Here is a 24,477-nt window from a genome sequence, read left to right on the forward strand (position 1 = left end):
GGATTATTCAAAAAACCGATTGGTAAAATTTAACGGCGTCTCTAAGCATATATTTTCTTTACAATTGAAGGAAACAGGATTTCGCTTGAATTACTGCCAAGATAATTTGTAATAAGTGTTTGCCGGACATGCTACGAAATAGTCCGTTAGAATGAATTTCCTTCCTAAGGCCTATATATATATTTTATTGTTTATAACCGGAGAAAGTCTTTGGCAGTTTTAAGTAAATTTAACAATTTACTGTGAAATCATTGTAAAAAAGTTATGTAGAATATTCATATGTCTTTATCATACGCAGGGTATACCCATGAAAGCAAAAACTAATCACTTTTGGCTATTGCCATTATTTCTCTTGGCAGCTGCTGCCGTATTTTTATTTTGGCGGCCCACTCAAGCCCATGCCGAGAGCATAGTCCGGCAAATCGAAAAATTTCAAGATGCACAAGGCAAACCGATAGGCCGTCTGAAAAAAGACAGACCGACATTGGTTAAATTTTGGGCAAGCTGGTGTCCGCTGTGTCTGTCAGAGTTAGACAAAACTGAACAATGGGCGCAAAGTAAAGATTTTCAGACGGCCAACCTGATTACCGTCGCCTCCCCTGGTTTTTTGAGTGAAAAACCCAATGGCGAATTTCAAAAATGGTATCAGGGATTAGATTATCCCAAGCTGCCGCTGGCAGTAGATCCTGGCGGCAGCTTGGCTAAAAGCCTGAATATCAGTGTATATCCCTCTTGGGCAGTACTTGACAAACACGGCAAGCTTGCCCGTATTGTAAAAGGCAGTATCAATGAAGCGCAGGCTAAAGCATTGATTCAAGACCCTCAGGCAGATATAGGCCGTCTGAAAACCGTATTCAACAAACCTACCAATCAGGCGGTAAAAGCCATGAATTTGAAAACCATCCATCTTGCCGGCGGTTGCTTCTGGGGTTTGGAAGCCTATTTCCAACGTATCAAAGGTGTAGTAGATGCAGTATCAGGTTATGCCAACGGCCGTACCGAAAACCCCAGCTATGAAGACGTTGTCCACCGTAATACCGGTCATGCCGAGACCGTACGTGTAACCTATGATGCCGATGCACTAAGCTTGGATCAAATCCTGCAATACTACTTCCGCGTTATCGACCCCACCAGCCTCAACAAACAAGGCAATGACCGCGGTACGCAATATCGTACCGGTGTCTACTATACTGATCCTGCCGAAGCTGATATCATTGCAGCGGCGCTGAAGCGTGAACAGAAAAAATACAACGCTCCCTTAGTGGTGGAAAATAAGCCGTTGCAACATTTTTACGAAGCTGAAGAATATCATCAGGATTACCTCATCAAAAATCCTAACGGCTATTGCCACATTGACATCCGTAAAGCTGACGAACCGCTTGCAGACAGCCCGGTACCCGCAAGCAAAAAATTTGATGCGGCCAACTACCGCAAACCGAGTGAAGCCGAATTGAAACGAACCCTCACCCCCGAACAATACCGTGTTACCCAGCAGGCAGGAACCGAATACGCGTTCAGCCACGAATACGACCACATGTTCGAACCCGGTATTTACGTCGACATTGTCAGTGGAGAACCTTTGTTCAGCTCTGCCGACAAATATGATTCCGGCTGCGGCTGGCCGAGTTTTACCCGCCCGATTGAAGCTGCCTCTGTGACCTCACATGAAGACTTTAGTTACAATATGCGCCGTACCGAAGTACGCAGCCGTGCTGCCGGCTCCCATCTTGGCCATGTTTTCACTGACGGTCCACCCGATAAAGGTGGTCTGCGCTATTGCATCAACGGTGCCAGTTTGAAATTTATTCCCTTGGCTCAAATGGACGCACAAGGTTACGGTCATTTGAAACATTTGGCGAAATAATGTTGGCTGAAATCTTAAGATGGGGCCGAAGCAGACAGCCTGCCTATCATTGATTGCGTTCCATACCGTCTGAAAAATAGCTCTTGAGCCAATCCTACACGAGCTATTTAAGACAGCCTTAGATCCGCATTTGAAAAGCAATACTTGGAAGTAAGAGGTTAACTTTCCCGAAAATAAAAAAACACTTGGTGTTTCATAACCAAGTGTTTTTCTTAAGTCTGTGATTCAAAGCATCTTGAACCACTTTGATTTGCCGGTTGCCGGGCAATCTGAAATCGGGCTTTTTCGGGGAATATTGGCGGATGAGCCCGTTGGTGTTTTCATGACAACCTTTTTCCCATAAATGATAGAGACGGCAGAAATCGGTTTGGGCATTAGGCGCACCTTGGCTACTTTCTTGTGCCGGTAAAATTCTTTGCCGTTATCCATAGTAATGGACAATACCCCGTCACGGTACTTGCACAATGCCTGAGTCATCACTTTTTGTGTATCTTCTACTTTGAAATTGTCCATCTTCTTAATGATGACGTATTTCGTTTTGCGCTCAACCAAGGTTAAGCGCACTCTTGTGATCAAAAGTATCTGCTTCCCGGTCTCCAATGCGGATGCGTTGGACAACAATGGTCGGACGGTGCTCGATACCGACCCGGTCGGGCATTTTGGCCACGCGCCCGTTTTTGCTGCCATACGCTTTACGGTAAGGTTTGCTGCAAAGGCGCAGGAGTTGCCGAAGTGTACCGCCTCAGGCTGCATCTTTGTGTATATAGTGGTAGATGATGTTGTGGTGCCGTTTTGATGCGGTGATGCTTTTTCAGATATCCGAAAATCTGCTCGGAGCTGAGTTTCAGGACGAACAGGATATTGATGTATTCTGTAAGGCTTTCGCTTTTGCTGCTTTTGGCGGTGTAACGGTTTTGTGCTTCACCTGCTTTGTATACGCTGTTTTTGCCTTGGTGTTGTTTGATTTCCCGAATAATGCTGTTTTTGCTGCGGTTGAACTCTGGCAATTTCTGCGGGGCTTTGCTGGTTGAGATGGTGCCGGATGCGGTATCATTCGTCTTGGGTCAGGTGTGTAGCTCATTGCAATCTTTCTTGTCAGGGAAGACAGTATACTACCTACCGCATACTGTCTTTTTTGTTCATGAAAGTTGCACTTCAAATGCGAATCGGCTGCTGTCTGAAAATTTTCAGACAGCCTTTGTCGGTCAGGCATGTCTGTCCGGCGTTTTGAATCACTCTGATATTTTCGGTCTATTGGACATTTGGGATGAAAAATCATCCCAAATGTCCAATAGACCAAATCGGTAACGTTTTCCGATTTTTTGTTCAAAGTACTTGTTGCATAGGAAAATATCGATTGTTTATACTTTCCCGTTCATGCAGAAAACAGATGTGTAAAAGACGTTGTCACTTGCTGTATCTCAGACTGCCTGAAAACCGGCACGGTTTAAAAAGGCTGTTTCAAATCATATTTGGTGGAGACAACTTTGCCGTACAACACCCAGCCTGCAAATACCGCCATGCTGCCCCAATACATGGCTTCCTGCCCGGACCCGTACAAAGCATAAAAGCTGTACAGATTGCCGATAAAGGCGATGATGCTGGTAAACACCATTTCTTTATGCGGCACATTGCTTGCTTTTTGTAGCACGATAATCGCAGACATCGACAAAATATACGGAATAAGATTGGTGACAACCGCCAGATTGACCAAAATATCAAATTGTTTGCTCAAACCTTCATCCATAGTCATTAATGCCAAAACCGTTTGCACTGAAGCAATGATGCACATGCCCAAAACAGGGGTGTTGGTGGCGGTTACTTTGCCGAATTGTGGTACAAAATAGCCTTCATCCGCACTCGTTTTGAACACTTGGGCAATGGTAAACTGCCATCCGAGCAGCGAACCGACGCAGGACACGATGAGTAATGCCATCACTACTTGGCCGATGGTATCATTAAACATGGCGGCAAATACCAAGCCAAAGGGCGCATCGCTCGCTGCCAAATCCGCATTAGGCACAATCCCCGCCACAACATTGGTGGAAATAATGTAAATCACAGCAGTCAGCAAAGTGCCCCACAACACGGCAATCGGCACATTTTTTTCAGGGTTGTCAACTGCTTCCGAGTTGGCACACGCGGATTCCAAGCCTAGAAATGCCCATAAGGTAATGGCAATTGAAGAAGGAATCGCATCAAATAATTGCATATTATGCGGGTTCCATGATTCGGCATACATGCCCGGACTGAACCAAAACCACCCGATAAGGGAAACACCAATCACGGGAATAATCGCACCCCATACGGTAAAACCACTGATTTTACCCGTAATACCGGCACCGCCGAAGTTGGCCGCCATGGTCAGCCACACTAAAATAATCGCACCTAAGGCTGCTTGAAACGGCGACAATGTCCAACTGGCCAAAGCAGCTACATACCCGACTGCAGAAATTGCAATGGCAACGTTGGCAATCAGCAAGGATACGGCGTAAGTATAGTTCGCCATAAAATTACCGCTTTTACCAAACGAATATTCGGCATAACCGCCCATACCGCCGGATTTGGTACTGAAGCGGCCACATTTGGCAAACGCATACGCCAGACACATGGATCCGGCCGCCGTTACCAACCAAGACAAAATGGAAATCGTGCCGACTTTGGCCAGCTTGGATGGCAGCATAATGATGCCCGAACCCATCATATTTACGACTGTGAGAATGGTTAACTGCACCACACTCATCTTACTTTTATCTGATGACATGATAATACTCGCTTTCTTCTTTCAGGCCGTCTGAAAGCAATCGCCTTTTCAGACGGCCTGAATAAGGTTATTGTTGTTTGTCAATCACATGGCCATAAGCGCGGCGGCTGCCGTCTGCTTCTTCTTTCAAGTAGACCCCCTGAATTTCCGGCTCGAATCCGGGCAGACAGTTGATTCCTTCTTCCAAGGCCAGGAAATATTTTTGTACGGCACCGCCCCAAACCTCACCGGGTACCACACACAATACGCCGGGCGGATAAGGCAACGCGCCTTCTGCAGCAATCTGCCCGGCAATTTCGCTCAAACGCACCAATTTCACTTCGTTACGAATCAGACATTGCTGCGCATCGTATGCCGACATGGCTTGTTTGGGCCAGCCGTCATGACGGAACATCTGACGCTGCAACTCTTTCATATTGTTGCGTTTGTAGAAATCATGCATTTCCTGACACAGGCGGCGGATAGTATAACCTTTATAATAAGTTTCATTTTTGCTGTAAACAGTAGGCACCACCTCTTTCATCAAACTGTCATTTCTGATGTGCTCTTCAAACCGTGCAACCAACGCCACCAAATGCTGCATTTTGGTTAAATTTTCAGCAGGTGTCAGCAGGAACAGAATGGAGTTCAAATCGCATTTTTCAGGCACAATGCCGTTATCGCGCAGGAAATTGGCCAAAATCGTGGCAGGCACACCGAAATCTTCATACTCGCCTGTTTCCACATTAATGCCGGGCGTGGTCAGCAATAATTTGCACGGATCCACAAAATATTGGTCTTTTGCATAATTGGGGAAAGAATGCCATTTCGCATTCGGTTCAAACTTAAAGTAATGCAAATCTTCAATAATTTGTTCGGTTGGAGCGTCCTGCCATAATTTACCGTCCACCATATCCGGAATAAACGGCTTAATCATAGAACAATGTTTCAACAATAATTTACGTGCTTCCACGCCGACCGTAACGCATTTGCGCCACAAGCGCAAACCTGCTTCTCCTTCGTGCATTTTGGCATTCACATCCAAAGATGCAAACATCGGATAGAACGGGCTGGTTGAGGCCTGCAGCATAAACGCATTATTGAAACGTTTGTGGTTGCAATAACGTTTCTGGCCTTTGATGTGTTTGTCTTTTTTGTGGATTTGCGAAGTTTGCGAAAAACCGGATTGTTGTTTGTGTACCGATTGCGTCACGATAATACCGGGGTCGTTTTCGTTTAATTCCAGCAGCAGCGGCGAACAATCGCGCATCATCGGAATAAACTGCTCATAACCGACCCATGCAGAATCAAACAAAATGTAATCACACAAATGGCCGATTTTATCGACAACCTGTCTGGCGTTATAAATCGTACCATCATACGTACCGAGTTGAATCACAGCCAAACGGAACGGCCGCGGCAAATCGGCGCGTTCGGGGGCGACTTTGCGGATTTCTTCGCGGATGTACCGCTCATCAAAACAGGCCTCATCAATCCCGCCGATAAAACCGTACGGATTACGGGCAGTTTGCAGATAAACAGGCAAAGCCCCGTTCATCACCAAAGCACCCATATGGATGGATTTATGGTTATTGCGGTCAAACAATACCAAATCATCTTTTGCCAATAAGGCACTGGTAACCACTTTATTGGAAGAAGATGTACCGTTTAATACAAAATAAGTTTTATCGGCATTAAACACTTGGGCAGCGTGCTGCTGCGCCGTGCAGGCCGGACCTTCGTGAATCAGCAAATCACCCAAGCGGACATCGGCATTGCACAAATCGGCACGGAATACGTTTTCGCCGAAGAAATGGAAAAATTCGCGGCCGGCAGGATGTTGTGCAAAAAACTGACCGCCCTGGTGGCCGGGACAATCAAATGCGGAATAACCGCGTTTGGTATAGTTTTTAAGCGCTTTGAAGAAAGGAGGCGCAAGATTTTCCGCATAATTGTCGGCAACGGCATCAATCTGCTTGCCGTAATAATGGCGGTTGCCGTAGCCTAATTGGATAACGCCGCTGAGCTTGGGCAAAATATCTTCAGGCAGCATTTCATTTGGTTGCAACGCAATAAAAAAGGGGACGTCAAAACCGGTTTCTTCTATTCTTGCCAATGTAAATTCTGCATCTTCCACAGAAGAAACGGCAGCAGCGATATTGGTGAAATCTGTAGCACGGACATCGACAATTTCATATTCGCTGATAAAGCCGGCAAGGGTTGGCTGACTGGCCGCGACTTTGAGTTGTTTCATGATATCATTCCTAAAATCATATAGTTAATACAATAATAGCATGCATCATAATTGAAAAACCGTTCACATAATCGCCATCATTTATGATGCAAAGCAACCTGGGGGTTGCAGAAAACTGCGGAATCATTCTACTCCCGATATCAGTCGTTTTCTAATCAGAGTAACCGCCCGCCAAACCGGAAAAAAGAACCAGCCTCTTACTTTTTGATAAAAAATATCAGATATTTATTTGAGATTTGAATTTATGCCAAAAATATTTGAATATTAAACTATTGTGTTAGAATATAATTATTTCCAACAATTTTGATGCGCCTCAAAGAAAAATAAAACAATAAAACAAATGAAAAGGCCGTCTGAAAAATCAAACATCTTTCAGACGGCCTTTAATTAAGTCTACAAATTTCTCAGATGACACGGGCTTTCTTTTTCGCCAACACCGCACCGAACAGATAAACCGCAATTCCCAGCCACACCCACGCATAGCCGGTGAATCTTTGCAGGCTGAATGCCTCACCGAACAAAATCAGCCCCAAGAAAAACTGCATGCTCGGCGACACATATTGAATCATGCCCAAATCGCTCATGGAAATGCGCTTGGCACCTGCAGCAAATAAAAGCAGTGGCAACACCGTCACTACCCCCGAACCGATCAACACTGCCAAAGGCAGCAGCGCCAAACTGCCGAACACCAAACCTCCCCGTTGCGCCACCCAAAACAGATACGCCAGCGCAAACGGCACCAGCACCAGCGTTTCCAACGTCATGCCGGTTAACGCATCCAACGGCGCGCGTTTGCGCAACAGACTGTAAATGCCGAAGCTGCCGGCCAACAAAAGAGACACCCACGGAATGTATCCGGCCGGCACCACCAGCCACAAAATCCCGACCACCGCCAGCACAACCGCCAAAAGTTGCGTTCGGTTGGGCTTTTCTTTGAAAAACAGAAAACCAAACAACACATTCACCAGTGGCGAAATAAAATAGCCCAAGCTGGCGTCGAGAATATGGTTGTTGGTAATCGCCCAAAGATAAACCAGCCAATTGAGCGAAATGGCAAACGCCGAGCCGACAAAGGTCAGTAGCAATTTACGGTTGCGCACTGCCTGCCAAAGCGTAACGGCCTGCCCTTTGATGACCAATATACACAGCGCGAACACCGCCGACCAGCAAATGCGTTGCGCCAAAATCTGATCGGCGCCGATGGCCGTGCCGGTAACAGGATACCAATAGAGCGGAAACATGCCCCAAATCAGGTAGCAGCCCAATGCGTACAACAGGCCCTTGCGGTATTCGTCGGTTTGGGTATTCATGCGGTGTGTACGGATAATGGATAAAAGAAAACAGGCGGACATTTTACGCCCGCTTTGAATAAAAAGTATAACAGGCCGGGACCTTTGCAAAATGCAACCAACTTCAGACCGTTATTATCGGGCATCATTTTGTCGGTTTAATCTGAATTTAACAAAAAAACCGCAAGGCCGTCTGAAAAATTTCAGACGGCCTGCAAATCGTTAAACCGTTTTATTTCTCAACAGCAGCTTGATGTGCGGCTTGGTGACTTTCGGCGCTTCTTTCAAACCCAGCTTGATTTGCTGCTCGTCGCTCAAAAGATTGCTCCAGTCGCCGGTTTTATACCAATCTCGACCGTCCGGCTCAATCGGGTGTTGAATGCGTTCGCAACCGTTGCCGCACTGCAAATCATCCTCCCGACAATATTTGTCGCAACCCCAGCAAATCCGCTCCGGCGCCTTGGGAAAAATCGGGAACTTCTTAGCCATGTCTGTGTATCCTTAGATCAAGATTATTGTTATATTCATAAATCGGCATTATAAAAGATTTTAACAATATATAATTTTTTATATATAGTTTTACATTTCCATTTTAAGACAAAGTAAAGACCGCCCGAACAAATTCCACAGAAACTTGTTCAGACGGCCTCCGACAAGGATGACACTTAATCCTAATCCAGCAAAGCATCCACAAATGCGCGCGCGTCAAACGGACGCAAGTCGTCAATGCGTTCGCCTACGCCGATGTAGCGTACGGGAATCGGGTGGTTGCCGGCCAAGGCGGCAAGAATGCCGCCTTTGGCCGTGCCGTCGAGTTTGGTGACAATCAGGCCGGTCAGACCCAAGGCTTCGTCGAAGGCTTTAACTTGATTGACAGCGTTTTGGCCGATATTGGCATCCAACACCACGATGATTTCATGCGGTGCCTCGGGCATGGCTTTTTGCAGCACGCGTTTTACTTTTTTAATTTCTTCCATCAGGTGCAACTGTGTCGGCAGGCGGCCGGCGGTATCAGCCAACACAATATCAATGCCGCGCGCTTTGGCCGCCTGCACTGCATCGAAACATACCGCCGCCGAGTCGCCGGTGGATTGCGAAATCACGGTCACGTTGTTGCGCTCGCCCCATGCCTGCAACTGCTCGCGCGCCGCCGCACGGAAGGTGTCGCCCGCCGCCAACAGCACCGATTTGCCCTGCGATTGGAAATATTTCGCCAGTTTGCCGATAGAAGTGGTTTTACCGGCACCGTTGATGCCGGCCAGCATAATCACAAACGGCCCTTTGCTGTCGGGCAACACCAAAGGCTGCGCCAAAGGCTTAATCAAATCGTAAATAGCATCTTTCAACGCGCCGCGCAATTCTCCACTGTCTTTCAATCCTTTCAAGCTCACACGGTCGCGCACGTCTTTCATCAGGTAATTGGTGGCTTCCATGCCCATGTCGCTGGTAATCAGAACGGTTTCGAGCTCTTCATACAAATCTTCGTCGATTTTTCCGCCGCCGAACACGCCCGCCAGCGATTTGGCCATTTTGTCACGCGACTTGGCCAAACCTTGTTTCAGGCGGGAAGCCCAGCTTGATTTGTTTTGCGTATTGTCTGCTTCCTGCAAAGCCTGTGCGGCAACTGCTGCTGTCGCGGCGGCGGCATTTTCAACAAGGTTTTCAGACGGCATTGATTCGATTGTTTCGGCTAATATCCCAATGCTTTCCTGCCCACTTACCGTTTCTGCAGGCTCGGCTTCCGCTGCTTGATTTTCTGCTTTTTCTGCTTCGGAAAACACAGAATCCCAAGCTCTAACCGTCGATTCTTCCACTGCTTTCTGTTGTGCCGGTACTTCAGCTAAAGACGCTTTTTCTTTAACAGGTTCGAGTTTAACAGATTCAAACACCGCTTCGTCTTTATTGGCGATTTCTTCCGCCGGCTCAGGCGTGACGGATGCGATCTTGGCGTCTTCCGGTATTTGCACATAATCAATCACCGTTTTGCCATCGTCGGTTGAGATGATTTCTTCTGTGTGCTCGCCCTGTGGCAAAGGTCCGCCCACTGCTTGGATGGCTGGCGAAATGTTTTCAGACGAAATGTTTTCAGACGGCGTTGCGGTAATGGCTTCCACTTCTGGCGCAATGCTTTCGGTAAGCGTTTCCGTTGTCGTTGATTGCACAATTTTTTCTTGCCTAACCTGTTTATTTTCAATTGATTCAACTGATAAATCTTCAGCAGGAGGCGCAGTCTTCGCTTTCTCCGCCGCTTCCTTGGCAAATGCATTTCCCAGCACGGACAGCATGTCTTCGACCGATTGAGGCGGTTCATTGATTGTGTTTGTCACGGTTTGCCCGGGATCGTAACGTTCGGGTTGCGCCGCTTTTTCATGGGCGGTGTGTTCCTGTTTTTTACGGCGGAAGAAATCGAGCATGGCGTTTCCTTAGAATAAAATGCTTGGGAAAGAGAGGCTATTGTAGCGTATTTTTTGGAGATAAACAGTATGCCGCGCATAATCAAATCGGTTGGATTCAATCACAGACGGCAATCGTTTTGAATAGGGAAAAGGCCGTCTGAATGGTTTTTCAGACGGCCTTGGCAGACGCAATCTTCGGCACATTTTTCCCAATGTGTTTGCCAACCGCGCAATGTCGAACAATACCAAAGTCTTTCTACGCACCCGGCATCGGATTCGGTTTACCCCAGCCCCAGCAGGCCTTGCGCCAAAAAGCCGCCTTTTTCAAATCCCGGCAGAATGAAGAAATAGCCGCCGCCAAACGGGCTGATGTATTCTTCCAGCGGTTCGCCGTTGAGTAAGTTTTGCACGAAGATAAAGCCGTCTGAAAGGTTGGCTTGATAACAGATAAAAATCAGCCCGACATCAAGCTGCCCCGCTTTGGACAGGCCGCGTGAATAATTGAAGGCCCGGCGAAACAACAGGTGTTTTTTCATAAATTCGGCATCACGCGGATTGGCAATGCGCATGTGGCTGTCTTTGGGTATGATTTTACCTTCGGGGTCTTTCGCAAAGTCAGCGGTGTCGCTTTCCTTTTTCCCGTCAAGTGGAGCGCCGCTATATTTTTCGCGGCCGAAAATGGCGTTTTGCTCTTGCAGCGGTGTACGGTCCCAAAATTCCACAAAATGACGGATTATGCGTACGGCCTGGTAGCTGCCGTTTTTCGCCCATTGCGGCTCATCTTGGCTGTTGGCTGCCACACCTGTCCACAAGACTTGATCGGCGATTTTCGGATCGGCCACATCAGGGTTGCCCGTGCCGTCGCGGTAGCCTAAGAGATTACGCGCAGCCAGTGCCTGGGGTTCGGCCTTAGGCAGAAAGCCGTCAATGCTCCAACGAATGATGGAAAACGGCGCAGTGTGTTTCAAAATATCGCGCAGGGCTGCCTGGCAGGTTTCGGGAGAAAACGCGCAAAACTGAATGCTCAAATCACCGTCGCACCAATCTTTTTGCAACTTGTCATTGGAAAAATCGCGCATTTCCTGCAAATGCCGCGGTTTTTTGTCTGCCAAACCGTAACGGCTGTCAAACAGGCTGCTGCCGACACCGACGGTAATCGTCAAACCGTCGGGACGGAATGTTTTACCGAGCAGGCCGCTGCCGGCCGGCGGCATTTTCTCACCAGGGTCTTGGTATTCGCCGCCTTGGGTGAGAAATTCAATGCGTGCGGTCAGCGTGCGAAACAGCTTTTCCAATTGTTTCACATCGGCCGCCGTCACATCAAAGGCACACATGATGCCAAAAAGCTGGTGCGGCGTGGTGATACCGGCCTGATGCGCACCTCGGCAATCGTATCTTTGGGCGGAGTGGCGGGCGTAATGCTCAATGGTGGCTTGATTGCCGCGGCGTTCACCCATAAAATAACCGCCGGCCACACCGAATGCACCGGCAGCCAAAGCAGTTTTGAACAGGGCTCGTTTTGCCGGTTGGGCAGGTTGGTCTGAACTCATATCTTTACTCTATAAATAAAATATTAAATCGGAACTGCCGGTTTCAGACGGCCTGAAGCAGGCGGAGACATCTGAAATTATTTTTCAAACGGATTCCGGCTTTTGGAACCCTTCACTTTCTGCAGATAAAAAGCGCGGTTGGCAATCACCATGCGAACCATTCCGAACGCGGACATCATGGTTGGGGGGCCTAAGGTCATATAAACACCGTGTTCGGCATGGGGATAAAGATGCGCCAGCAACATGAAACTGCCGAAATACAGTGCCAAAAAAGGCGCAACCAACAACAGACTCCTACGCCGAATACTCCGCACAAAAAAGCAGCATGTGCCTAGACACAAGGCAAAAAATTGTAGCAGCAGAAACATTGCCCGTGAAACGGCAAAAACTTCAAAGCTGACTTGAAAGTCAGTACCGGCGGATTAGTGCCGTATGTTTAAAAAAATTAAATCGCTTTTGCCACGCCTCGGGAAAATCCGGCTGCATGGTGTCTTTATCTATATCAAAAACCCATTAAACAGCAAACGCAGAATATTTCAGACAACCTAGTTGGTGAAGCTGTCTGAAATCATTTTGCAACTGATGACCGATTTTTTACCTAACCGAAAACCGATAAACAAAACAATGGCAGGCTGACCTGCATGCACAGTGCGCACCAGCCATAAAAATACCGCCGGAAAGAGCGTCCGCTCCATATAAAAACACCTGCGGTTTTATCTTGATTCCCTGTCTTTCAGACGGCTTTTCTATGCATTGGTTTTTTTTTGAAAAATCATTCAATATATAAAAACAGCTCTTATAAAACAGACTATTATATTTTAAATTAACAGACGGAGGCCGGACCATTTCCCATGCCTTCACCTGCTTTTTCCTGTCTTTTCAAAATCTTAATTCAAGCCTAAAGTACCGCGTAATTTACCCAACTCTTCGGCCAAAGTATTGATGGGTGCCTGTAGGGTTTTACGGTCGGTCTCACTGAGTTTGTCGTATGACTCAAAGCCGTCGGCAGTTTTGTATTTCGCTAAGACTTCATTAACCTTTTTGAAATTGGCATCGACTTTATCCAGCAAGGCTTGATCTTTTTCGGCAATCTGTGTGCGTAACAATTCAATGATTTTTTCCGCGCCTTCTACGTTGGCTTGGAAGTCGCTCAAATCGGTGCGGCTGTAACGGTCTTCTTCGCCGCTGATTTTGCTGCCCGCTACTTCTTCAATCAACACCGCAGCGCCGCCGACCACTTTGCTTGGCGGGAAGTTCAGCGTGTCGATTTCCTTTTGCAGCTTCTGAACGTCTTCATTCAGCTTATCGGCAATTTCCTGCACACCGCCCACGTTTTTTTCTACCCACAACGCATATTCGATACGGTGGAACCCGGTAAATGCGGCATCTTTCACACCGTCTTTGAAATCGTCTTCACGCGCGTCGATAGCAGGATCAAGTTCGTTGAATAATTCGGCAATCGGCTCGATGCGCTCGTAATGATAACGTGTGGACGCGAACAGCGATTTGGCTTTTTCAATGTCTTTGGCTTTCACCGCAGCCACAAATTCAGCAGTTTTTGCGACCAATTCCTTGGCTTCGTTTTGCACATAAGCTTTGTAACCAGCCAAGGGTTGCGCCAATTTTTCCATGTCCGCTTCGTTGCCTTTATCGACGAAACCGCTGTCGGTCACAATCAGCTTGCCGCGCGGATTGGTCAGCAGGCCGCAGGTCATTTCGTATTCGCCCGGCAGCAGGGTAACGGTCATTTTGTCGGACAAGCTCGGCGCGATGTTTTCACGTTCGTCAACCACCATCACTCCTTTGAGAATTTCCCATTCCAGCTTGCGGCCGCTGTTATTTTTAATGTTGAACACGGTCTGGCCGCTGGGTACGGTCAATTCCATTGGTTCGCAGGCAGTATCGTTTACCGCCACGTTTACCGAACCGTCGGCATTGGCGGCCGGTGCACTGGCGGCGGCAGATTTTTCAGCTTCAGGCGGTTGGCAGCCGGTTACACCCAAAGCCAAAAGCACGGATAAAGCAGTCAGATTCAATGTCTTCATTTTTGCATACCTTTTTTCATATTTTTGTTGAAAAACACACAACAGGCCGAAACCTTGGTCACACGCCGGATTTGGGTACCGTTCTAAAACCGGACAAGCGCGGAATGTGCAGAAATATCACGAATAAGGCCAGACGTTCAAGAAACAGCACGGAGAAATGTGTCAAGAATAGGGATTTTGCAAAAGTCTCCGGCCGTCTGAAATTACTGCGGCAGCCCGGTTTGGGAAACATCCCGCGCGTCATGCCAAAACCAAATCATTACCGGTATCAGATACAGCAGCCACGCCAGCATTTCGCCCTGCGTCGGGTGGTCGGTGTAGCCGAAAAAACCGCCCAGCAGCACACCGAGCGGGCTGTCTTCATGCAGATAGGCTGACGAATCGAACACAATTCCCTGCAAATGATTCCACACACCTGCCTCATGCAGCGCACGCAGCGAACCGGACAGCAGGCCGGCGGCCACTAAAATCAGAAACGCACCTGTCCAGTGGAAAAATTTTGTCAAATTCAGACGTATACCACCCTGATACAGCAAAAAACCAATCACCACAGCCGCCACCAACCCTGCCACCGCACCGACGGGCATGGCTGCCGTCGGACTTTGCTGAAACACCGCCAACAGGAAAAACACGCTCTCCAACCCTTCACGCGCCACCGCCAAAAAAGCCATGCCGACCAACGCCCAGCCTTGTCCTCTGCCTTGGTTCAAGGCCGCCCGAACCGAATCGTGCAAGTGGCGTTTCATCGATTTGGCGGCTTTTTTCATCCACAAAATCATGTACGTCAGCATCGCCACCGCCACCAAGCCAATCACGCCAACCACCAATTCCTGCTGCTTTTGCGGAATTTCACCCGTGACCCGATGAATACCCCAACCCAAACCGAAACACAAAAAAGCCGCCAATACCACACCCAACCACACTTTGGGCATCAGGTGCGCGTGTCCTGACTGTTTTAAAAACCCGGCGACAATACCGACAATCAACGCGGCTTCAATGCCTTCGCGCAGCATAATCAGAAAAGCAATCAACATGGCCAAAGGCTTTCGAGAAATGTAAGATTAATGTGGTTATCCAACTTGGCCTGTCAATATAGGCCTATTGATAAGCAAATGCAAATTATTTTTATTTCTTAAAGTGTTGTAAGCCATTTAAATTTTTTAATGTATCGCATGCTAACCACTTGACAACGCAAGCCTCCGCGACAGACATCCTTTCCGCTTGTCCATTCAAGCGTAATGCTTTTCAGCAGCCTATCGCAGACGCGCGGCGATTCTGTGCTAGAATCAAACCCCGCAGGCTGGCGGCAATATTGCCACGATGCTGTTTCCCTTGTTTTTCATACCGTCTGAAACCCGTGTTCAGACGGCCTTAACGACTCAAAAGCCATGAAAAAAACCCTGTTCCGCACTGCCTTATTGGGTATCACCGCTGCGCTGCTGGCTGCCTGTCCGAGCAAGAGCGTCAAAAAATTACCGACCATCGACCAAACCGTTATCAGCGGCCCCGACCGACCGACCGGTACACCGCACCCTGCCGGCACCACCGTCACACCGGGCGGCAATGCCGCTTATCTCGCCGTGCCGCACAACACCATGCCGCAATGGAACAGTCAGAATTTCGTCAAAAGCCTGCAATCGTTCAAACTCGGCTGCGACAAGCTGAAAAACCGCAACGGCTGGCAGGACGTGTGTGCCCAAGCTGCGCAAACACCTTTGGATCAAACCGCCGCCAAATCGTTTTTCGAACGCTATTTCACCCCGTGGCAGGTGAGCGGCAACGGCTCACAGGCCGGCACGGTAACCGGCTATTACGAACCGGTATTACACGGCAACACCGCGCAGACCAACAAAGCGCGTTTCCCGATTTACGGCATTCCGTACGATTTTGTTTCGGTGCCGCTGTCATCTGCCCAGCGCAACAGCAAAGGCATCGTGCGCGTGCGCCAAACCGGCCAAAACACCGGCGCGATTACCGCCGACGGCACCCACACCGCCAACCTGTCGCAATTCCCGATTACCGCCCGCTCAACTTCGATTAAAGGTCGTTTCGCCGGCAGCCAATTCATTCCATATTACACCCGCGCGCAAATCAACGCCGGTGCACTCAATGGCAAAGCACCGATTTTAGGGTACGCTGAAGATCCGGTCGAACTGTTTTTCATGCACATCCAAGGTTCAGGCCGTCTGAAAACCCCGAAAGGCGAATACGTGCGCCTCGGTTTTGCCGATAAAAACGAATATTCCTACGTTTCCATCGGCCGCTACATGGCTGATCACGGCTACCTGCCTTTGGACCAAACCACCATGCAGGGCATCAAAACCTACATGCAGCAAAACACCCACCGCTTGGCTGAAATCTTGGGTCAAAACCCAAGCTACATTTTTTTCCGTAAACTGGAAGGCAACAGCGACGACGGCCCGATCGGTGCGTTGGGTACGCCGTTGATGGGCGAATACGCCGGTGCCGTCGACCGCCACTACATCACACTGGGTGCGCCTTTATTCGTCGCCACCGCCCACCCGGTTACCAACAAAGCCCTCAACCGCCTGATTATGGCGCAAGACACCGGCAGCGCGATTAAAGGCGCTGTACGCGTGGACTATTTCTGGGGTTACGGCGACGAAGCCGGCAATGTTGCAGGCAAACAGAAAACCACCGGCTACGTGTGGCAATTGCTGCCCAACGGCATGGCACCGGAGTATCGTCCGTAACATGCCTCAATTTATGTCTATCTTTTTTTCATATTATTGACGTTTTCTTCATCGATTAGCCGTTTTTTTAAAATAGAGAAAGGAACTCAAGATGCGTGAATTGACTATTCAAAATTTGGAAATTGTTGGAGGCTCCGTAGGTATCCCAAGGGCTGTAGTAGGAGGTATCGCCAGTTTGGCTGCATATTCAGGCCTTGTTGCAGGATAGCGGAATGACACATTTTCCAAGCGGATCCCAATGCCGCCTTCCAGATTGGGAATACCGGTGTCCGGTGTGCGCCCGCTTTCCGTTTCGGTCAACACAATATCGGCCAAACGCTCACCGTGAAGCGACAGAATTTTTACTTCTACAAACTGATTAACCAGCGAACCGATGCGGCTTTCAAATTGGCTTTTGTAGGCTAAAAAAGCCATAAACACACCTACGGTAAACACCCCGTCCAAAATATCCAGCGCCTCCCAATACACAATCAGAATATTGGCCATACCGAATAAAAACGTGTTGGCAAAGCCGAACCAAATGTCCGGCTTCTGCGCCGTCAGCCTTGTATTGACCGTATCCACAAACAAGCCCATCCATGTACCGTACCGCTGCGTGCTTTTGCCGAACTGCTTGGCTGTCTGCACGCCGCGTATGGTTTTTATAAAATTAAGTGTTCTGCTTGGTGGCGTGTACAATATTTTCTTCCGTGGCACGCCGCAGCGGATAATAAGCAACCCAGCGGATTAAAAATATAAATCAGCAGTGTCACCAATACCACCATGGTCAGCTTCGGGCTGTACGCCACCAACATCAGCGTGAACGTAAATACCGCCATCAGGCTGTTGGGAATCAACACGAAAAAAGTAGACGTGAGCGTGTTTTGAATGTTATCGGCCGCACTAAAACATGACACCGCATCACCCAAATGCCGCTTGCTGAAATAATCCGTCGGCAAGTCCAGCAACCTCTTAAAAATATTCGATTTCCACTGCATACTTAGCATTGTAGCAAAGTGTATTCCCACCCAAGATTGCAGCAGCGACACACCTTGCTGCACCAACATCAGCAAGCCGAAACCTAAAGCCAGAGTAACCAGTAAATTACGGTCGGCGGTTACGATCACATGGTCGATAACCCAGTCATTTGGATATTGCCAATGAAAAAGCCGTTAACAATCATTTGAAAAATCTGCCGTTTACCAAAAGCATGGCCAGCCCAACGAAAAGAAACCGTAGAATCTGCCGACCGGATTTTTGATTTGGCAGCTTGAAACATTCGGCTGAAATAAAACAGGCCGTCTGAACCCTTTTTGCACACGAAATCGACACAATTTCAGCAAAACCGTTCAGACGGCCTTTTTCACGTCTGGATAAAATTTTTACCGCTATGTCCACAAAGCAGCGAAAATCCTTATAATTCCAAATAAAACCTAATTTTTACGCCAAAACCTTGTATTTTGGCGATTGATAAAGCGAACACTCTCTATGGACAAACTCAAAATCTCTGCCAACGGCCCGTTAAACGGCGAAATTACTATATCCGGCGCGAAAAATGCCGCGCTGCCGCTGATGTGTGCCGGGCTGCTGACTTCGGGCACGCTGCGCCTGAAAAACGTGCCGATGCTGGCTGATGTGAAAACCACGCAAAAGCTGCTGCAAGGCATGGGCGCGCGCGTGTTGACCGACAACGTACACGAATTCGAAATCAACGGCGGCACGGTCAACAACACCTGCGCACCGTATGAATTGGTGAGCACCATGCGCGCATCGATTTTGGTATTGGGACCGACTTTGGCGCGTTTCGGCGAAGCGCAAGTAAGTCTGCCGGGCGGCTGCGCCATCGGTTCGCGTCCGGTTGACCAGCACTTGAAAGGCTTGGAAACCATGGGCGCGGAAATCACCATTGAGCATGGTTACGTCAAAGCCAAAGGCCGTCTGAAAGGCGCGCGCGTACTGATGGACGTGGTTACCGTCGGCGGCACGGAAAACTTATTGATGGCCGCAACCCTGGCCGAAGGCACCACCGTATTGGAAAATTGCGCCATCGAGCCGGAGGTGGTTGATTTGGCCGAATGCTTGGTGAAAATGGGCGCGAAAATCAGCGGCATCGGCACCGCCACCATGACGGTCGAAGGGGTGAAAGAATTGCACGGTTGCGAACACAGCGTTGTGCCCGACCGCATCGAAGCCGGTACGTTTTTGTGTGCCGTCGCGATGACCGGCGGCCAAGTGACCCTGCATAACGCCGCACCGAAAACCATGGAAGTGGTGTTGGACAAACTGGTTGAAGCCGGTGCCGTGATCGAAGCAGGCGACGACTGGATTACCATTGATATGCGCCAACGTCCGACAGCCGTTGACATCCGAACGGTTGTCCATCCCGGTTTTCCCACAGATATGCAGGCACAGTTTATGGCCATGAATGCTGTGTCTGAAGGTCAGAGCAGGGTGGTCGAAACTATTTTTGAAAATCGTTTCATGCATGTACCCGAACTCAACCGCATGGGCGCAAACATCACCATAGAAGGCAATACTGCTTTTGTCAAAGGCGTAGAGGCCCTTTCCGGGGCGACCGTGATGGCGACCGATCTACGTGCTTCTGCCAGCCTTGTGATAGCAGGGCTGGTTGCCGCCGGCGAAACCATCGTCGACCGCATCTACCACCTTGACCGCGGCTACGAACACATCGAGAAAAAACTCGGCGGTGTCGGCGCGAAAATCGAACGCGTGAGCGGTTGAAGATTTTATTTGAACCAATAGGCCGTCTGAAAATTCTGCAAAGATTTTCAGACGGCCTTTCTTTCAAACAGAATCTTTGATTACCACACGAATCTGTTCCCGTCCTTCGGCGGGAAGAGATTGGGGAAGAAGGACACTGCGGGTTTTACAGCCTACCCATCCTATTCCGATCTTTTCCGGCATTCTGCATTTTTTCAGACGGCTTGGTTCGGAGGTGGGTTGGTGCGTCGGTGTCATTTGCGCCAGCAAATGCACATTGCGAAGCAACAGTGTCCGGTTCGCGCGTGCCCCAAACCGTTGAATGTAAGAAATCTAAACCGAAGTAAAGAAAAAACACCCTGAAAAAATTCAGGGTGCGCATTATTTCAAAGTCAAGAAATGTAAATATATTTGAAGGTGCTATACACTATCTTTTTCATCAAAAATCGGTTTTTTGTTACAATACGCCATTCCCCTAACCCACGTTCCACAAGGCTTTTATTATGAGCAAACCCACCGTTTCGCCGATGATGCAGCAATATCTCGGCATCAAATCGCAGCATGCCGACAAACTGGTGTTTTACCGCATGGGCGATTTTTACGAGCTGTTTTTCGATGATGCGGTGGAGGCGGCCAAACTTTTGGACATCACGCTCACCACACGCGGACAGATGGACGGTGAGCCGATTAAGATGGCCGGTGTGCCGTTTCATGCTGCCGAACAATACTTGGCGCGTTTGGTGAAAATGGGCAAAAGCGTGGCGATTTGCGAGCAGGTCGGAGAAGTGGGCGCGGGCAAAGGGCCGGTAGAGCGCAAAGTAGTGCGGATTGTCACGCCCGGTACGCTCACCGATTCGGCCTTTTTGGAAGATAAAGAAACCAACCGCATCGTGGCGGTTAACCACACCAAAAAGCACATCGGCTTGGCGTGGGCATCGCTGCAAAGCGGTGAATTCAAAGTCAAACAGGTTGACGCGGCACAATTGGCCGACGAATTGGCGCGTCTGCAGGCAGCCGAAATTCTGCTTTCAGACGGCCAAATCCTGCCACCTTTGGAAAACGCTAGCCTCACGCGGCTGAATGCGTGGCAGTTTGCACCCGATACAGCGGTAACACTCTTAACCGGTTATTTCGGCAGCCAGGATTTGCGCGGCTTCGGCTTGGACACCGGCGAACACGCTGCGGCGATTGGGGCGGCCGGTGCACTCATCAACTACATCCGCCTGACGCAAACCTTGATGCCGCAACACTTTGACGGCCTGTCGCTCGAAACCGACAGCCAGTTTATCGGCATGGATGCCGCCACGCGCCGCAATCTCGAAATCACCCAAACCTTAAGCGGCAAAAAAGCGCCGACCTTGATGTCCACGCTCGACCATTGCGCCACCCACATGGGCAGCCGCTTATTGGCGATGTGGCTGCACCACCCTTTGCGCAACCGCGACCACATCCGTGCCCGCCAACAAGCCGTATCCGCTTTGTCCGAGCAATTCAGTAGCATTCAAGGCCGTCTGAAAAACATTGCCGACATCGAACGCATCGCCGCACGCATCGCCGTCGGCAATGCCCGGCCGCGCGATTTGGCCGCGCTACGGGACAGCTTGTTTGAGCTGGCAAAGCTGGAATTATCCGCCGAAAGCAGCAGCCTGCTGGCCACGCTGAAAAACGTGTTTCCTGCCACCCTGCCTGTGGCCGAGCAGTTACAGGCCGCGATTTTGCCTGAACCTTCGGTCTGGCTGCGCGACGGCGGCGTGATCAACCACGGTTTCCATGCCGGATTGGACGAACTGCGCCACATTCAAAACCACGGCGACGAATTTCTGCTGGCATTGGAAACGCGCGAACGCGAGCGCACCGGCTTGTCTACCTTAAAGGTCGAGTTCAACCGCGTGCACGGTTTTTACATCGAATTATCCAAAGTGCAGGCCGAGCAGGCACCGGCCGATTACCAGCGCCGCCAAACCCTGAAAAACGCCGAACGTTTCATTACTCCCGAATTAAAATCCTTTGAAGACAAAGTCTTAACTGCACAAGACCAAGCGCTTGCCTTGGAAAAACAACTGTTCGACACCTTGCTCAAAGACATTCAGACTGCCTTGCCACAACTGCAGAAAGCCGCCAAAGCCGCCGCCGCACTGGACGTGTTGGCCACCTTTGCCGCACTCGCGCAAACACGCGGTTTCGTCTGTCCCGAGTTTGCCGATTATCCCGTGTTGGAAATCGACGGCGGCCGCCACCCTGTGGTGGAAGAGCAGGTGCGCCACTTCACGCCCAACCATACCCGTTTCGACCACAAACACCGCCTGATGCTGCTCACCGGCCCCAATATGGGTGGCAAGTCGACTTATATGCGCCAAGTCGCGCTGATTACCCTGCTCGCCCACACCGGCAGCTTCGTACCTGCCCAATCCACCAAAATCGGCCCTATCGACCGCATTTTTACGCGTATCGGCGCCAGCGACGATTTGGCGTCCAACCGCTCCACCTTTATGGTTGAAATGAGCGAAACTGCCTACATCCTGCACCACGCCACCGAGCAATCACTGGTGTTGATGGACGAAGTCGGCCGCGGTACCTCCACTTTCGACGGCCTCGCCCTCGCGCAGGCCATTGCCGAACATCTGCTGCAGAAAAACAAATCCTTCAGCCTGTTTGCCACCCATTATTTCGAGCTCACCCGCCTGCCTGAAGCTCATGCCCACGCCGTGAACATGCATCTTTCCGCACTGGAGCAAGGACAAGACATCGTGTTTCTGCACGAAATCCAACCCGGCCCCGCCAGCAAAAGCTACGGCATCGCCGTCGCCAAACTTGCCGGCCTGCCCGCCCGCGCCCTGAAAACCGCGCAACAACATCTGTCTGATTTGGAAACCCAAGCCGCCGCCGCGCAGCCGCAAATGGATATTTTCCAAGTCATGCCGTCTGAACATGATGATGTCAGACATGATGAAGAACATGCAAACAAGCCATCTGAAAATACAACCGAATTGCTCAAAGCCTTGGCTGAAACCAACCCCGATAACTTATCACCGAGAGAAGCCTTGGATGCGCTTTACCGTTTGAAACGTTTGGTTTGAGCCCACATTGGAAAGGCCGTCTGAATCCTGTTTTTCAGACGGCCTTTACGATATAATCGCAGCAGCTTGATGTTTGCCGACGGACACGTTTTACATGATAAAAAATCCAACCACACACCAGCCTGATACACATGAAGGCGAGTTTTCCCACAGCCGCGTGCCTGCCGACCGGCTGCTCGGGCGCAGTCATTTTGCGGCAGCCTACAGCAGCGAACACATTGCTGGCGGTGAGTTTGTGGTCGGTGCGGCATTTGCGGCTTGGGGCGCATCACCGGCAACCGTGTTGTTCGGCTTGTTCATCGGCAATCTGGCAGCGGTGTTGAGCTGGGCGTTGGTGTGCGCGCCGGTGGCGGTGCGTTCGCGGTTGACGCTGTATCAATATTTGGAACGCTTGGCCGGACGACGGCTGGTGTTTTTCTATAATTTAATGAGCGGCTTGATTTTCGCCGTGATTGCCGGCGGCATGATGACCATTTCCGCTGCCGCCATCCGCGGCCTGACCGATGTACCTCCACAGGTGCGGTGGTATCCGACCAGCGGCTTGTTTGTGGCGGCGGTGTTGCTGATCGGTTTGGCAACGATGGGAGTGGCACTGCGCGGTTTTTCGCGGGTGACGAAGTTTGCCAAAATCTGCGCGCCGTGGCTGTTTGCCGTGTTTGCCGTGTGCGGACTGGCGGCTTTTCCGTATCTCACAGCCATCGGCAGTGCACAAGGTTTGGATGGGTATGAAACGCTGCAGCGCTATGTGTGGACAGACAATACGCCCGACGGCAGTCGGTCGCTGACCATGTGGCAGATTGCCGCCTTTGCATGGGGGCTGAACCTGCCGCTGCATTTGGGCATGGGCGATTTGAGCACGCTGCGGTTTGCCCGCAAAACCGGCTATGGCGCGTATTCCGCCTTTGCCGCATACGGTGGCCATTTTGTCGCATGGCTGACCGCCGGTATGCTTGGCGCCGCCAGTGCGGCTTTACTGCAAACCGACATCGGCAAACTCGACATCGGCGGCGTGGTCGTGCCGGTGTTGGGTGTGGCGGGTACGGCTGCCGTGGTGGTGGCCTCGTTTACCACCGCCGTACCGTGCCTTTACCGCTCGGGGCTGGCGTTTCATGCGTTTTTACCGCGTTGGTCGCTGATGAAAACCACCGCTGTGGTCGGTGCCGTCACCACCCTTATCGCCTGCCTGCCGCTGATTTTCCTGAAATGGCTGGACTTGATGGCCTATTTCAATATTCTCACCGCACCTGTAGGTGCCATCATCGCCGCCGAACACTTTATCCTGCCGAAACTGGGCATTGCGCCGTTTTGGCGCACCGGCCGCCGCGACAACAACAACCGTGCCGCATGGTCGGTATGGGTGTGCGGCATGGCCTTGGCGGCAGTATTGCTGGCTGCCGGTATGCACCTCTTTACCGTGTTCATCCCTCTATGGGCAGCCTGTTTGCTGCTCTACACTTTTTTGGCCTACCAGCAGGCACCGCAAACCGATATGCCGTCCGAACGCTTATACCATCAGGCTTACGGCAGTGACGACACATGCTTGGCCGCCACTGCGCAACCGGCCGTAACAGCATTCCCTAACGGCCGCCACCCGCTCTTTTACGGCGCCGCCGCCAGCCTGCTGCTGATGGTGGCCAGCTGCGGCATACTATACCTGCCGTCATCACCGCACCAATACACCGCCGCCTTCCAATGGCTGCTGGCCGTATTCTCCGCCGCTTATTTCATTCAGACAGCCTTGTGGATGAAAGTGTCGGGGAGAAGGTAGGGGAATAGGAAATACAAGTATGAAAGGCCGTCTGAAACTTTCCTGTTCAGACGGCCTTTGCTCTTTTTTCAATCAAC

General features: G+C 50.2%; 17 protein-coding genes and 1 pseudogene. 6 read left to right on the plus strand and 12 right to left on the minus strand.

What is annotated here, in order from left to right; genetic code table 11:
- The first annotated feature begins 307 nt into the window (after positions 1 to 307).
- Complete coding sequence (gene msrAB / locus C7N83_RS02855; RefSeq protein WP_106740494.1) at positions 308 to 1,864, plus strand: bifunctional peptide-methionine (S)-S-oxide reductase MsrA/peptide-methionine (R)-S-oxide reductase MsrB; 1,557 nt, start codon at positions 308 to 310, stop codon at positions 1,862 to 1,864.
- A gap of 225 nt (positions 1,865 to 2,089) precedes the next feature.
- Here msrAB and C7N83_RS14140 read toward each other — a convergent pair whose 3' ends face one another.
- Positions 2,090 to 2,551 carry a hypothetical protein gene (locus C7N83_RS14140; protein WP_146135077.1) on the minus strand — a complete coding sequence of 154 codons (462 nt, stop codon included), beginning with the start codon at positions 2,549 to 2,551 and terminating at the stop codon, positions 2,090 to 2,092.
- A gap of 86 nt (positions 2,552 to 2,637) precedes the next feature.
- On the opposite strand from C7N83_RS14140, the gene C7N83_RS15135 reads away from it, so the two are divergent.
- A complete protein-coding gene (locus tag C7N83_RS15135) occupies positions 2,638 to 2,895 on the plus strand; it encodes a hypothetical protein (protein ID WP_146135078.1) in 258 nt (85 codons plus the stop codon).
- Positions 2,896 to 3,311: 416 nt separating this feature from the next.
- Here C7N83_RS15135 and potE read toward each other — a convergent pair whose 3' ends face one another.
- The 10 genes from potE to efeU form a co-directional block, all read right to left on the minus strand.
- Positions 3,312 to 4,628 (minus strand): putrescine-ornithine antiporter, encoded by a 1,317-nt coding sequence (potE, locus tag C7N83_RS02865; protein ID WP_106740495.1) that lies wholly within the window; start codon positions 4,626 to 4,628, stop codon positions 3,312 to 3,314.
- Positions 4,629 to 4,695: 67 nt separating this feature from the next.
- Complete coding sequence (locus C7N83_RS02870; protein WP_106740496.1) at positions 4,696 to 6,861, minus strand: ornithine decarboxylase; 2,166 nt, start codon at positions 6,859 to 6,861, stop codon at positions 4,696 to 4,698.
- A gap of 404 nt (positions 6,862 to 7,265) precedes the next feature.
- Positions 7,266 to 8,213, minus strand: a complete 948-nt coding sequence (rarD, locus tag C7N83_RS02875) for an EamA family transporter RarD (RefSeq protein ID WP_245911103.1) — start codon at positions 8,211 to 8,213, stop codon at positions 7,266 to 7,268.
- 159 nt (positions 8,214 to 8,372) lie between these two features.
- Positions 8,373 to 8,639 (minus strand): DUF3079 domain-containing protein, encoded by a 267-nt coding sequence (locus C7N83_RS02880; RefSeq protein ID WP_106740499.1) that lies wholly within the window; start codon positions 8,637 to 8,639, stop codon positions 8,373 to 8,375.
- Between the two features lie 182 nt (positions 8,640 to 8,821).
- The gene (ftsY, locus tag C7N83_RS02885) at positions 8,822 to 10,231 is read right to left on the minus strand and encodes a signal recognition particle-docking protein FtsY (RefSeq protein ID WP_425437487.1); all 1,410 of its coding nucleotides are present in this window, start codon (positions 10,229 to 10,231) and stop codon (positions 8,822 to 8,824) included.
- A gap of 596 nt (positions 10,232 to 10,827) precedes the next feature.
- A complete protein-coding gene (efeB, locus tag C7N83_RS02890) occupies positions 10,828 to 12,096 on the minus strand; it encodes an iron uptake transporter deferrochelatase/peroxidase subunit (protein WP_106740501.1) in 1,269 nt (422 codons plus the stop codon).
- 77 nt (positions 12,097 to 12,173) lie between these two features.
- The gene (locus C7N83_RS02895; RefSeq protein ID WP_146135079.1) at positions 12,174 to 12,380 is read right to left on the minus strand and encodes a hypothetical protein; all 207 of its coding nucleotides are present in this window, start codon (positions 12,378 to 12,380) and stop codon (positions 12,174 to 12,176) included.
- 261 nt (positions 12,381 to 12,641) lie between these two features.
- Positions 12,642 to 12,791 carry a hypothetical protein gene (locus C7N83_RS14510; protein ID WP_170064779.1) on the minus strand — a complete coding sequence of 50 codons (150 nt, stop codon included), beginning with the start codon at positions 12,789 to 12,791 and terminating at the stop codon, positions 12,642 to 12,644.
- A gap of 192 nt (positions 12,792 to 12,983) precedes the next feature.
- A complete protein-coding gene (gene efeO, locus C7N83_RS02900; protein WP_106740505.1) occupies positions 12,984 to 14,141 on the minus strand; it encodes an iron uptake system protein EfeO in 1,158 nt (385 codons plus the stop codon).
- A gap of 203 nt (positions 14,142 to 14,344) precedes the next feature.
- A complete protein-coding gene (efeU, locus tag C7N83_RS02905) occupies positions 14,345 to 15,175 on the minus strand; it encodes an iron uptake transporter permease EfeU (protein WP_106740506.1) in 831 nt (276 codons plus the stop codon).
- Positions 15,176 to 15,529: 354 nt separating this feature from the next.
- Here efeU and mltA point away from each other — a divergent pair, with 354 nt between their 5' ends.
- The gene (gene mltA / locus C7N83_RS02910) at positions 15,530 to 16,855 is read left to right on the plus strand and encodes a murein transglycosylase A (protein WP_106740508.1); all 1,326 of its coding nucleotides are present in this window, start codon (positions 15,530 to 15,532) and stop codon (positions 16,853 to 16,855) included.
- 189 nt (positions 16,856 to 17,044) lie between these two features.
- Here mltA and C7N83_RS02915 read toward each other — a convergent pair.
- Positions 17,045 to 17,976: pseudogene (locus C7N83_RS02915) on the minus strand (ABC transporter transmembrane domain-containing protein); the annotation flags it as partial.
- A 346-nt stretch (positions 17,977 to 18,322) separates the two neighbouring features.
- Here C7N83_RS02915 and murA point away from each other — a divergent pair.
- From murA to C7N83_RS02935, 3 genes are all read left to right on the plus strand, one after another.
- Complete coding sequence (gene murA, locus C7N83_RS02925) at positions 18,323 to 19,576, plus strand: UDP-N-acetylglucosamine 1-carboxyvinyltransferase (protein WP_106740509.1); 1,254 nt, start codon at positions 18,323 to 18,325, stop codon at positions 19,574 to 19,576.
- Positions 19,577 to 20,058: 482 nt separating this feature from the next.
- A complete protein-coding gene (gene mutS, locus C7N83_RS02930; protein ID WP_106740511.1) occupies positions 20,059 to 22,632 on the plus strand; it encodes a DNA mismatch repair protein MutS in 2,574 nt (857 codons plus the stop codon).
- Between the two features lie 94 nt (positions 22,633 to 22,726).
- Complete coding sequence (locus tag C7N83_RS02935) at positions 22,727 to 24,400, plus strand: purine-cytosine permease family protein (RefSeq protein ID WP_106740512.1); 1,674 nt, start codon at positions 22,727 to 22,729, stop codon at positions 24,398 to 24,400.
- Positions 24,401 to 24,477 lie beyond the last annotated feature (77 nt).

Origin of the sequence: Neisseria iguanae (assembly GCF_003013245.1) — a bacterium.
Lineage (GTDB): Bacteria > Pseudomonadota > Gammaproteobacteria > Burkholderiales > Neisseriaceae > Neisseria > Neisseria iguanae.